This is a genomic window from Candidatus Hydrogenedentota bacterium (genome assembly GCA_013359265.1).
Classification (GTDB): Bacteria; Hydrogenedentota; Hydrogenedentia; order Hydrogenedentales; family SLHB01; genus JABWCD01.
The window spans coordinates 237,940-250,292 of sequence record JABWCD010000011.1 but is presented as its reverse complement, the minus strand read 5'-3'; the positions used below and the strand labels follow the sequence as shown (position 1 = coordinate 250,292).

At 59.3% G+C, this 12,353-nt stretch carries 9 protein-coding genes; 2 read left to right on the top strand and 7 right to left on the bottom strand.

Annotated features, from left to right (window positions below; all coding sequences use genetic code 11):
* Positions 1-79 precede the first annotated feature (79 nt).
* Both rplJ and rplL read left to right on the top strand, forming a co-directional pair.
* Positions 80-607 carry a 50S ribosomal protein L10 gene (gene rplJ, locus HUU46_12435; GenBank protein ID NUM54446.1) on the top strand — a complete coding sequence of 176 codons (528 nt, stop codon included), beginning with the start codon at positions 80-82 and terminating at the stop codon, positions 605-607.
* 40 nt (positions 608-647) lie between these two features.
* On the top strand, positions 648-1,046 hold the full coding sequence (gene rplL, locus HUU46_12430) for a 50S ribosomal protein L7/L12 (GenBank protein ID NUM54445.1): 399 nt from the start codon (positions 648-650) through the stop codon (positions 1,044-1,046).
* A 308-nt stretch (positions 1,047-1,354) separates the two neighbouring features.
* Here the strand turns inward: rplL and HUU46_12425 are convergent, their stop codons facing one another.
* From HUU46_12425 to HUU46_12395, 7 genes are all read right to left on the bottom strand, one after another.
* Positions 1,355-2,641 (bottom strand): hypothetical protein, encoded by a 1,287-nt coding sequence (locus HUU46_12425; protein NUM54444.1) that lies wholly within the window; start codon positions 2,639-2,641, stop codon positions 1,355-1,357.
* Between the two features lie 824 nt (positions 2,642-3,465).
* Positions 3,466-5,643 carry a hypothetical protein gene (locus tag HUU46_12420; GenBank protein ID NUM54443.1) on the bottom strand — a complete coding sequence of 726 codons (2,178 nt, stop codon included), beginning with the start codon at positions 5,641-5,643 and terminating at the stop codon, positions 3,466-3,468.
* Positions 5,601-6,866 carry an MFS transporter gene (locus HUU46_12415; protein NUM54442.1) on the bottom strand — a complete coding sequence of 422 codons (1,266 nt, stop codon included), beginning with the start codon at positions 6,864-6,866 and terminating at the stop codon, positions 5,601-5,603. The genes HUU46_12420 and HUU46_12415 overlap by 43 nt, the downstream gene beginning before the upstream one ends.
* A gap of 141 nt (positions 6,867-7,007) precedes the next feature.
* The gene (locus tag HUU46_12410) at positions 7,008-8,651 is read right to left on the bottom strand and encodes a hypothetical protein (GenBank protein ID NUM54441.1); all 1,644 of its coding nucleotides are present in this window, start codon (positions 8,649-8,651) and stop codon (positions 7,008-7,010) included.
* A 51-nt stretch (positions 8,652-8,702) separates the two neighbouring features.
* Positions 8,703-9,965, bottom strand: coding sequence for an aspartate aminotransferase family protein (locus HUU46_12405; protein NUM54440.1), 1,263 nt, complete (start codon positions 9,963-9,965; stop codon positions 8,703-8,705).
* A 23-nt stretch (positions 9,966-9,988) separates the two neighbouring features.
* A complete protein-coding gene (locus HUU46_12400; GenBank protein ID NUM54439.1) occupies positions 9,989-11,338 on the bottom strand; it encodes an aspartate aminotransferase family protein in 1,350 nt (449 codons plus the stop codon).
* Complete coding sequence (locus HUU46_12395; protein NUM54438.1) at positions 11,305-12,348, bottom strand: hypothetical protein; 1,044 nt, start codon at positions 12,346-12,348, stop codon at positions 11,305-11,307. The genes HUU46_12400 and HUU46_12395 overlap by 34 nt, the downstream gene beginning before the upstream one ends.
* Positions 12,349-12,353 lie beyond the last annotated feature (5 nt).

Sequence of the window (12,353 nt, the reverse complement as noted above, 5' to 3'; positions counted from 1 at the left end):
CGATATTTTGCCGTCCCGCACAGTCTCCATGACCGTGCGGGGCGTTTTCATTTTTGCCTGGAGAGGAGGTGAGTGAGCATTGGCAACGCAACAAAAGATTGATTCCATCGCGGAGTTGAAGGAACGGTTGCAGGGCCACCAGTTGGCCGTATTGACCAAGTATATCGGCATCAACGCGGGGCAGGTATCCACCCTGCGCAAGCAACTGCGCGACAAACAGGTCGAATACAAGGTGTATAAGAACACCCTCGCGAAGCGCGCGCTCGACGAACTCGAGTTGAGCGGCGCCGCGAAGTTCATGGACGGGCCGACCGCGTGGGCATTTTCGAACGACCCTGTGGCGCCGTCGAAGATTCTGAAGGACTTCGCCAAGGATGCGCCGCAGGTCGAAATGCTCGGCGGCATTCTCGATGGCAAGGTCATCACGAAGTCTCAGCTCGAAGCGCTGGCCAGTCTGCCTCCCCGCGAGGTATTGCTGGCGCAAATCATCGGTACGATTCAGGCGCCGATCCGCAATGCGGTCAGCGCGATCAACGCCGTACCCAACGGTCTGGTCAATGTGCTCGATCAGATTCGCAAGAAGAAAGAAGAAGCCGCCGCGGCCTAGTTGGCCCGCGCATTACTCTACGTAAGGGAGATTTGGTTCCATGTCGAAGGTACAGGAAATTGTCGATAAAGTCGCCGAGTTGTCGGTGCTCGAGTGCAGCGAATTGGTGAAGGCGCTCGAAGAGAAGTTCGGTGTGACGGCCGCGGCCCCCATGATGATGGGCGGCATGATGCCGATGGCCGGCGGCGCGGGCAGTGCCGAGGCTGCCGCGGAAGAAGCGCCCACGTCGTTTGACGTGATCCTCGCCGAGGTCGGCGCGAATAAGATCAACGTGATCAAGGAAGTCCGCGCGGTCACCGGCCTCGGCCTCAAGGAAGCCAAGGACCTCGTCGACGGTGCGCCGAAACCGATCAAGGAAGGCGTGTCCGACGAAGAAGCGAAGGACATCAAGGCGAAGGTCGAAGCGGCCGGCGCCAAGGTCGAAGTCAAGGGCAAGTAAGCTCGATTCGGGCTGCGTTGTTCGCGCGCTGGGTTTCGCAAGAGGCCCAGCGCGCATCGTTTTGAGAACCATAATTTTCAAGCGGCAAGTGATTGGATTCTCGTGCTTGTGCCCATGTCTCGTCATTGTACTTGTAGCTTGTCACTCGAACCTCGATAATCGATTACCAATGACGAAGCAGGAGCACGAAATGCGGTACACGCGTTCTTGAACGGCTCTAGTCATGGATGTCCCTGAATTAATGAATTAGTGCTGAATTCGTTTGCCCTGAATTTGCCTCTGAATTCCTTGACGACAAGTATTCTGTCTCAATTGCCGCGCGTGATCGAAAAACTCTGGACGATATACGAGACGGGGTCGTTCTCGCTGTCGATCCGAATCTGGTAGTTGCCCTTTTGAAATTTCTTTTTTTTAATCTTCCAGACGTATTCTCCGTCGTTTGGAATTGCATTGGCAACCAAGCGGACCCATTCGTCATTTTTCCAGAGGGAGATTTGCACGAGATCGCAATGGCAATTTTCGAGCGACTCACTTTGCCAGCGGATGGTTTGTGTCGAGCCGCGGGCCCACTTCTCATGACGATAGGGGGATACAACAGCAGCGTTGCACAGCGACTTACTCCCTGCCGCCACTAAGATTTCGGTGTCCGTTGGCGCGACCCAGGAGTTGGCCGCGGGGGTTAGCTCGCCAACCCTGGGATAATATGGTCCAGCGTCGCCACTTCGCCGGATTTCGACCACTTTGAATGGGGGATCAAGTAGAGGCGTGGCGTGCACGTATTTCCCTATAATATCGGGCACCTTTAGCCAGTCGGGGCCGTGCACGGAGAAGGTATACGAATTCTCGTTGTTCTCAATAGTCAGGGGGAGCAGATCGCCGATGAAAGGATAGAGCATGTCTATGAGATTGGCCGCATCAACACGCGTGCGCACGGTGTAGGTACCGGGCTCTGTGATTGTTCCTAACGGGATAAGGTTCTGCCTATACTCGCCGGCAGCCAGGTCGTCATACTGCATCGAACCGATAAGCTCATCATTAAGAAAATAGTCGAGGCGTTGTTGCTGGGGGGCAGTATCGGTAGGGAGATGTCCCTCGTTCCGAAGGTTTGCGTGCAGGACCAGGGACTCGCCAGTGCTCGGCTCAAGAGGCTCGACGGCAACCAAGCCAGCCGCGGGGTCGGGATATGCACCAGTAATGTGCCACAAGAATTCCACCGGCTCCGGTCGATCTTGCGTAGTTATCGACGCTGTGTACGTCCGCGGGCCCAGTACGATGACTTGCGAAAGACTGGGGGGTGTCGCGGAGGCCCCGGATTCGTCCGTCTCGGTATAGTCGATAACCGTGGTCGTGCACTCGATATCGCCGCATAAGGATACCTCGCGATGCGATATTTCCCAGACGGTTTGGCTATTTATCGGGACGCCAGTGATGACGAAGGTAGGCTCGGTAGTAATGAGCACATTGACGCTCGATTGTAGCCCCGGTTCGGAGAACTGAGCGGTGAATTCCTCGGCAAGAGCTAATTGGGATTTCATGGCGGCGACAACCACCACGAACCATACAACTGAGCGTAGTGGATTCGCGACGTTGATCATTGAGAATGGACTCTCTCGTGTACAGCTACTCAGCCCCGAGCAGACGTAACGGCTTTATAGTACACGTGGGTCGGAAAAAACGCAATAAGGGTGTTGCAGGATAGCCGCAGGGGCAATGGTCATCAATGCTATTGGCGATCTGGAAGAAACTGTCACGAAAATAAGCAAAGGTTACAGAAAGAGAAGCGACCACTGGGACACGGGCAGCACTGCGCGGCCTAGCTGCAACCAAAGGGTCAGACGGGAACGGGTATCGCAGAGCAGCAATCGGGTGTATCGGGTCTATCGGGTATGACGGGTCTGTCGGGCGGTTTACCTGATTATCGCTTGAGCACTCCGGTCACTGAACTTCTGCGAAAAGGTCGATAAAGTTGGCGGATAGACCATGTGTGCGTGAGAGAAATCCGAACTAGAATGGCGCCTTTCGCGGTGCAAACTCCGCTCGGTGTTGCTGGGCGAGATTTTTCCTGGCGTTTCTTCTTAAGATACAGGGCGTTTTTCATGCCGCGCTCGAATAGTACGAAGCGGGATACACTGACTTGGGTGCCGTGGTAGATGCGCTTGCCAAAGCGCGCGATGATACCCCAATCGATTTGTACGCCGAGGCCGGGTTCACTGGGTATTTGTATGGATCCGTCCGCGCCGGGTCTTGGGAGGTTGGCGATGTAGCGGCCCCAGCATTCAGGCCGCCAGTGGCCTTCGAAGCAGGAGCACGAGCACGAACGCACGTCCATTGCACTGTGCACTGATTTGGGGTGAAGCTCAGATTCAGGAGCACTCGTGCACGTATTTTTGATGGGTCTCGGCGGCCGATTGTACGAACGCTATTTCCCCGCGAACGTAATCCGCACAGTTGCCGGATCGTGAAGCGTAGTATTCAACCACAGTACACGGCCGTCCCATGCCATGTCGGTTGCGTTGACCGCCAATGCGCCCACGGATACGCGCAGAATTTCGCCAGGCGCATTCGACAGTTCGAATACGGGATTGACGCACACCGTCCGTGGTGCCAATTGAAACGAGATCTCGCGATCCTCGACGGTCAAGCGCAACGCGCGGCGCGCTTCACTGTACGACTCCACATCGAGGCGCGCACCCTTAACGCCGGTGATGTTTGGCGGTTGCGCGTAGCTGCGGGCCATATTGAGTACATCGCTGTCGTTTGCGTCCGTATAGGCGATTAGCCACGCCCAGGTTTGCACGCGCATCGCGCGCGATGTGCCCAGCGCGTCGATCATCTCGCCTCGCATTTCTGACAACGGCGCGGGCTGTTTCATCGCCCACGACATGAGGCTGTTGTGCGACGGACTGAGTGCAATCCGGTTGTCGATCGCCCCGCCCGTTGTCTTGCCGCGCGACAACGGCCAGTGACTCCCCCAGTACGCGGGCGTCGCCATTTCGACGCCTTCGAAAAACGGTGCGAAGTGCGTCAACTCCTCCGGCTTGAAAGCGTCGCGCGGATTGAAATAAACCGCCGTGTTCGCGTCGGCTGCGTGCAGCGGAGCTCGATACACCAGTGGCGGCGATACGGGCTGCGGGTCGGCGGATGCGTTCGGCGATTTCGGAAATACGACGCCGCCTTCATTCCCGTCGAGGTCTATCGTCTCTATCGTCGTACCCACCGGCAAAAACTCGAGCGGATACGCATCTTGCGGCGCAATGACGATGAACTCGCTCAGCTCGTATTTCGAATCCAGTGCGCTCTTCAACGCGAGCACGCGCATGCCGTAGCCGTCAGGATAGAAATAGAAATCCTCCTGCGCGGCATCGCCCCACACGTTGTAGACAAAATCCGTGCTTTGATATGTCCATCGCACATGCACGCGCGCCGGTGTCGATTCGACAATCTCCACGCGGCTATACCGCAGTTCCTTGTCCATCAACGGTTCGACACAGTCGACAAAGCCGCCGGGCAAAGGTCCTGTCTCTGCCCATTCGTAACTCAATCCCGTGCCCTGCGCGCTTGCCCAAAACGGCACATAACTCGCCCCGCGCCAAAATACGAAACGCCCACCGCCCGGCAGCGCCACGACTACGTCGTCGAGCGCTGCATCCCAACCTTCGTCATATGGAATCGTCGACAGCGCGTTCGTATTCAGATCGAGCACCGAAATCGGCTGGTCATACCGCAGCTTCAGTCTCATTGCACCGAAGTGCGGTAGTTGCGGCGGCTCGGCGATCAGCATTACCGGAATGTCTTTCGACCATTGCTGCGCGCCGGCGCTGTCCACCAGCGTTACATGCAACACACTCCGGTCTTTGTTCATCGGCGGCGGCGCCAGCGCGATGTGCGTTTCCCACGGCCCCGGCGCATCCGTGTGATTGAACGGACGGATCGGCTTTACCGTTTCCCGGTCCCCGCGCGACGATTTCAGCGTGCCCTCGCCCAACACTTCCGTCGCGTGCGAATACCACGCGCGCACCGTATAGGTCTGCTCGCCATCGCCATTCCAACTCGCGGCAACGCGCACGACCGCGCCGGAATTCGGACCAAGCACGAGCCATCCCTTCGGTGGCAGTATCGCACCCAGATCGATCGGGTTTGTTCGCGCATTGGCGGCCGGTTCCGCTACGCCTTCCACCTCGATTTCCGCCCGCTCGATCGCGGCAATCGCGATCGCCGCGCGTTTCCCGTTCTTCTCCTCGACAAGCACCGCCTTGTTCGCGTGCGCCGGCAGAGAAACCTCGACTGCGCCTTTCATCAACGCGTTCGAATCCAACGGAACGGACGCAATGCTGTCGTTGTTGACAAAGGCCTCGACGGCAAACGCGGAATCCACCGGCACATCGGGCACGACCGCCCGAACGACAGACGGCGCGCCCGGCTTATCCAACCCGAACGGCGGACGCCACGCGCTGGGCTTGATGTACATGAGGTCCGGTTTGGTTGCGTCGTCCGCCTGGGCGTGCGCGATGCACGCGGCGATGACGCAGCCAACTATGGGTCGCAGCGCGCGCATCATTCCGGCAGCGGTTTGCCTTTTGTTTCCGGTGCAAACCATATGGCGAGCATCCCCAGTACGTAAACGGACAAGATTACGGTCCCCATCTTTGTGTAGTCGCCGTCGAAGAACGCAATCAACTGGCTTGCCGTCAGGGCGCCAATCGCGGCGAATACACGTCCGGTGTTGAAGCACACGCCCTGACCGGTCGCGCGCATGCGCGTGGGGAACAGCTCGGGCAGAAAGAGCGGCAACCAACCGTAAAATGCCGCCGTCGTGAAGCCGGCCGCGAATATCGTGACCTTGAGCACCAGCCCGTATTCGAGATTGCCGCGGTACATGAACAACAACACGACAAACGAAGAAACGCACAGACCGAAATACGTCGGGCGCCGCCCCAATAGGCCGCCAACGAGCGGTCCTGTAAGGCAACCGGCGATCGCGCCGAGCGCCGCGAGCATCCCAACGTCCGCCTTCGCCGTAGGAAACGACTTTCCGACCCATTGGTCTATCCAAACTGGAATCCATTGCACCGTGCCCCACGTGCCGATTAGCGCGACCGAGGCAAACACAATGCCGAGCAGTGTGTATGCCAGATGGCCCGTCCCGAACACTTCGCGCAGCGGCGTCGTGTGCTGGTCCTTCACCGCTTCCTGCCAGCGTTTGGACTCCGGCACGAAGAGCCGAATGAAGAACACGAAGACGGCGGGTAGCACGCCCAGGAACCACATCCACCGCCACGATTCCGGTGTAACGGCGTGCACCTTGCTCACCATGCCGACAAGCAGGAACCCGAAGTTTGCCGCGGCGCCGATGATCCCCGCCATCAGCGGACGATACCGCGCGGGCCACACTTCCATAACGAGGGCGACGCCCAACGACCATTCGCCGCCCATGCCCAGTCCGCTGAGAAAGCGGACAATAACGAAGTGCCACGGCTCCTGTGCGAAGCCGCCAAGACCGGTCAAGACCGAGTACGCGAAAATGCTAATCGACATCGCCCGCACGCGCCCGACCTTGTCGCCCAGCCATCCGAATACCCAACCGCCCGCGGCCGCGCCAAGCAGGAAGGCCGCGGTCACGATCCCCATCCACTGGCCCACGAACGACTTTACGTCGACGCCTTCAGGGACCATACTCTGTAACGCCGGGCTCGCGACGATCGGAAAGATGCCCATCTCGTACCCGTCGAACATCCAGCCAAAGAACGCGGCCGCCAACACCGCATAGTGGCCCGATGTCACGCGATTGTGCGCGGTCGGTATGGTCGTTTCCCCTGGCATGAATTCCCCTTCCCCACGTGGGTGATTTCGTGCTTCGGCTCGCGGGGTGGGGCGCCGTCTAGGCTTACCCCACATCCCGGCTCGGACGGAGCCTCGCCCCACCCGTGCTGTACTTGTGCCCTGCTCGTGTCGTTTCAGTGGCTAAAACCGCGATGATGTCAGCTTCACGTCCGCGTGTTTCCACGCGGCCTTGAACTGCTTCTGCGTCGCGCGCGCTTCGGCGTTCTTGCCCTGATCGCGCAGGCTCTGCGCGAGGCCATACAGCGCCCAACCGTTCTTCGGGTAGTGTTTCAAGTCCTCCCGATACACCGCTTCGGCTTCCGCGGGGCGCTTTGCTTCGAGCAACGCCGCGCCGAGATACAGCCGCACCGGCAGGTGCCACGACGGCGGTTCTTCGTAGTTCAGCGCGTCTTCAAGCGGCATGGCTTTCTTAAAGCCTTCGATGGCCTCGTCGAGTTTGCCTTCGCACCGCGCAATCTCCGCGGCGAGCACCGTACTCGCAACCGTCAGCACCGCCTTCGCACTATTCAAATTGACCATCCGGTCATCCGGAGTCGCATCGCGAATCGCATCGAGCTGCGCAGCCTCGCCGCGCGCCGCATCGAACTGCTTCAAATTGGCGAACGACACGCCGCGCGCATAGTGCCACATTCCCGTCGAGTATGTAAGTTCCGTGGGCGGACGCGGCTCTTCGAGCATTTCGTTCCAGCGTCCGAACCGTACCAGCGCGAAGTACGGGGACGGCCATTGAAATTCGATCGGCGGCATTGCGACGACAAAATCGAGCGGCATCTCCTTTACCAGATCGCGGGCCGCACTCAGCGCCGCCTTGCTGCGCCCGCCGATCGACGCGCACGACCAGATGAAATGTATGTTGTGCGTAAAGTACATCCGGTACATCGCGCCGGGCTTGCGCCAATTCACGAACTCGCGGTCCACGTCCGCTGCCTTGATGTTTACTTTCACGCCATCCTCATAGCGTCCGACGCGAATGTACGTGTGCGCGGGCATATGGACCATGTGGCCCGCGCCGGGAATCAGCTTGCCCAAACGGTCCGCGTGCGGCTCCGCCTTCTCCGGATTCGGCGACGCCTCCGTCGAGTGGATGTAGTAGTGGATCGCTCCGATGTGTTTAGGATTTCGCTTTAGCACGGTTTCCAGCGTGCGCAGGATTTCCGGCGTGTCCACGTTCGGCGTGCCATCCTTCGCCCACAGTTGCCACGGATGCAGGTTCATGAGCGATTCGGCGTAGAGTGACAGCGCGTCGTCATCGTCCGGATATTTTTTCGCGAGCGCGCGCATGGCCTCCGCGTACGCCCTGTCGAGGTCGGCGCGTTTGGCGTCCGGATTGTCCGAATAGCGCACCGCCATCGCGGCGATGTAATCCTGCTCCGGTTGCGATGCCTTCAGGGCAAGTTCGAGCGCCTTACGGCTCGCCTCGAAACTTGCTTTCGCCGCTTCCGCGTCCATCGCCGCGTTGTAGTTCGGACCCTTCGCCGCGGCGATCCCCCAATACGCCATCGCGCAATTCGGGTCGTACTTCAGCGCCTCCTTAAACGCGAGGATCGCTTCGTCGTGATTAAACCCGTAGAGGAGCCGCAATCCTTGATCGAAGTATGCCTGCGCCCTTGGCGACGCCGCGGTGATTTCGTGATGATGGCTGCCGAGGTCCCTGTACAGCGGCACGTCCGTCGCACCCGCACCGCCTCCGCCGTGCCCGGCCATGGTTTCCGTTGAAAGTAACACGCATAGCGCCAAACCGAACGTCAGCCACTTTCGATTGATCATGGCCTTGCACTCCTCTTCGCCTGATCCACGCGAGACATGCGCACCCAATCACACCGTTCTGGGGACAGCCACGCGGAGTATAGCACGGATAGCGCGGTATTTCAGTCGCCGCATCGCGATCAGTGCGTCATGAAGAATGCGCATGCCGCGCACCCGTTCGTCATCGGTGATGGTCAGCGGCGGCAGAAACTGGATCGCGCGTTTGTCGTTCGCCGCATACACCGTGTAGATGCCGTGGTCGAATAGCGATTTCAGGGCGGACATGCTCGTCGCCTCGTCGTGAAAAACGAGCGCCATGAACAGGCCTTTCTGGCGGAAACTGTGCAGGTATCGCGGAAACTGCGTAACCAATTCCCGTAATGTTTGTGCGTAGAAATCGGCGACTTCATTCACACGATCGAGAAACGCCGGCGTATTTGTGATCTCCAATACCCGCAGCGCCACACTGCAGCCGAGATCGCTGCCCGCCGACTCGGTGTAATGGAAAAAGCCGCTATCGAGTGTGGGATCGAAACGCTCCGAGAAACACGCCGCGGCAATCGGATAGTAACCGCCGCTCGTGCCCTTGCCCGTGATGAGTGCGTCCGGTGCGACGCCCCAATGCTTGATCGCCCAGAGTTTTCCGGTACGGCCGAGGCCCGTCTGCGTTTCATCGATGATCAACACGGCGCCGTGTTTGTCGCACGCCGCGCGGATGCGCGCGAAATAATCGTCCGGCGGAATCAGCATTCCGAACGACGCAGGCATCGTCTCCAAAATGACGGCGGCGGTATGCGCGTCGATCTCACGCTCCATTGCCGCCGCGTCGCCGAACGGCACCTGCACGAATCCCGGCAGCTTCCCATGCACGGGATCGCGGAACCGCGCATCGCCCGCGGCAATCGCGTATGCGCTCGATCCGTGATATGCGCCATGCGCGGAAACGACCTTGGACCGCTGCGTATGGATCATCGCCAGGCGAATCGATGCGTCCACGGCGTCGCTCGCGCTCACGCACAACAGAACGCGCGGCAACGGCGCGGGCATTGTCGCCGCCAGCGCCTCCGCGAACCGTTCGCGGATCGCGTTGTGCGCGCACCAACTCCCGATGTCCATCGTCGCCATCGCGTCGCGCAAGGCCTTCGCCGTTTCCTCAGGCCGATGACCTAAGTTGAATACGCCGCCGTTGCAGTGGAAATTCATGAAGCGCCGGCCATCGAGGTCATGGAAATAGACGCCGTGCCGATCATCGGGCACTAGCGTCATGCCATAGCGTCGATATACGCGCACTTTGCCGGGTGAGACGTAGTCACGGTAGTCTTCGATTACCATATCTCTGATCCTGTTGCGCGCCTTCATGTTTCAGAAGCTTTCGAGAATACAGTCCCGACCGCGGAAATGACCGTGGCCATCTCGTCCGCGTTTATGCCCAGTGGTGGTAAAAACAGCAATGTATGAGGAGCGAGCAGCGCGGGACGGCAGAGCACTCCAGCTTCGAACAAGTTCCGTTGGACTGCGGATGCCGTGCGCGTATCTCGCAGTTCGACGGCAATGGCGAGTCCGACGCCTCGCACCGATCGGACCAGCGTACCGCTACGACGTTGAAGAGACGAGAGGGCAGCTCGGAATTCCGCACCACGCGTGTTTACATTGTCGAGCAGCCAGCCTTCTGTAAGCTCACTCAACGCCTTCGCCGCTGCAGAGCATCCGACTTCACCTCCACCAAACGTGGATATATGAACGAACGGGTTCTCGACATAAAACTCGTCCAATTCTTCTCTATGACATGTCGCGTACATGGGGTAGGCTCCCCCGCCCAGCGCATGCCCGACAACAAGAATGTCTGGTACGGCGCCTTGTTGCGCACAGGCGAGCACGCTGCCTGTACGGCCCAGGCCCGTTACGGATTCGTCGACGATCAGTAGCGCGCCTTTCTCGTGGCACAACTCGCGGACACTTTGCATATAGCCATCTGGTGAAACTACACAACCTGCCTCGATCGCGATTGGCTCCAACAATACGGCCGCAATATCGGTACGCCTTTCCAATTCATGCGCAATCGCATCCACGGGCCCATACGGAACGTGGACGAATCCGGATGAATTGGCAGGCAGACCCTTGGCAAGCGAGGAAGCACTGGCTGCGAGGGCGTTCCCGGTGCTTCCGTGATACGAACAATCAGCGCAAACGATCGCCGCTTTCCCGACGACGCCGCGCGCCAGCTTAATTGCACAATCGACGGATTCGCCTGCTGATGCGTTGAATACGCAGCGGACGCACTCCGGTATTGATTCAAGAGTGCGCGTAAGGTGCCGCAATCGCTCGTCTGTCCACCCGATATGCCGATAGGTTTCCATCTGGTACGGAAAGATACTGCTGCACGCAAGCGAGATCTCCAGACTAAGTGCGTGCGCGAGCTTCGCGCGTGCTTCACTGATCAGGTGGTGGTTTCCAAGATCGTACTCATCTATAGACTCGCGCAGCGTGTGCACTATCTTCGGATGCCGGTGCCCTAAACTGAACACACCCGTTCCCGTTTCGCAGTCGATCCACGAGCGCCCGGTGTCGTCGTAGAGGCGGACGCCTTCGGCGTGGGTGATGCGGATGGGGCCGCCGATGGCGTCAAGGTGACGGGCCATGGGATTGATGAGCGTTGCACGCGTTGGGGCGGTCATCGCTTTCTCGATCGCGGCGTGTTCGACCACGGAAAGTGCCGTTCAATGCGTTCCGGGAGAATGTAGTCGTAGGGTTGCCGCATGAGTCCCGATTTGATCAAGCGATCCATGCGCTTCAACGCGAGAAAGATTACAAAGATCGCCGCATCCTGCCGGTAATACCGAAAAACGTCGGCGACCGTCAGCGGATTGATCTTGAGTGACGCCGGTTTTTTGGCAAAGAACGCATTTGCGACGTCCACCATCGCGGGCACGAGGTCTTCGCGGCCTTCCTTGATGCAATTGCCGATGACGTCCATCACGCAAGTGCGCGGCTCGTAATAGCGGCTCACTACTCCCTCCGCCATAAATTTTCGTACGGGCCACCGCAGCAATATGGGGCAACCGCGGATGAAAGCCTGAGTATTGAGCTGCTCGACGCCCCCGGATCGCAGTAACGGCGTCGTGATGTCGATGTACGTCAACGGAGTGTCGCACGTGATTGTTGGTTTCGCGTCGTCCGAAATAACGGCCCAGTTAGACAGTTGGAGGTCAATGGCCAGTTCGTTGCCGTCCGCGCTCGTCCGGTTGAACTCCCATACCTTCTCGACCTGCCGCAGGACGGACTCAAACAGTGCGAGGCAGGCGTCGTCCGGCGCCCAGTTCAGAATCGCGCTCCCGATATGGTTTGATGGCAGCGCCCGTTGCGCGGCGTAGAACACGACGAGACCGTCCCGCACGGGCACGTTGAAGTACACCGTTTCCTGCACGTCAATACCGGCGCGCTGCCGGATGAGTTCGACGTAATGCGCGGTCAGCGCCGCGTGCGCATCCGCCGCGTCCTCCGTCGCAAACACCGGCAGCCGCTTGAAGACCCATCCCGATGCCTCGGGCACGGAATCGAATGTGAGCACCGCGCTGATCTCGCCAAACCCCAGCACCCGCGCCGGCGTGCGCGACCGCTCCGGGCGGGCCGAATCCAGTCCCTGCTCAATCTCGCGGAACAGCGCGGTGTCAAAGCTAACCTCGCGCGACGCGCCGTTCTGCAAGATCGCGTTCATGCCGC

Excerpts from the sequence above, each read along its gene's own strand:
- HUU46_12425 (NUM54444.1), bottom strand. The coding sequence starts at position 2,641 with ATGATCAACGTCGCGAATCCACTACGCTCAGTTGTATGGTTCGTGGTG.
- HUU46_12420 (NUM54443.1), bottom strand. The coding sequence starts at position 5,643 with ATGGTTTGCACCGGAAACAAAAGGCAAACCGCTGCCGGAATGATGCGC.
- HUU46_12405 (NUM54440.1), bottom strand. The coding sequence starts at position 9,965 with ATGGTAATCGAAGACTACCGTGACTACGTCTCACCCGGCAAAGTGCGC.
- rplL (NUM54445.1), top strand. The coding sequence starts at position 648 with ATGTCGAAGGTACAGGAAATTGTCGATAAAGTCGCCGAGTTGTCGGTG.
- HUU46_12415 (NUM54442.1), bottom strand. The coding sequence starts at position 6,866 with ATGCCAGGGGAAACGACCATACCGACCGCGCACAATCGCGTGACATCG.
- HUU46_12395 (NUM54438.1), bottom strand. The coding sequence starts at position 12,348 with ATGAACGCGATCTTGCAGAACGGCGCGTCGCGCGAGGTTAGCTTTGAC.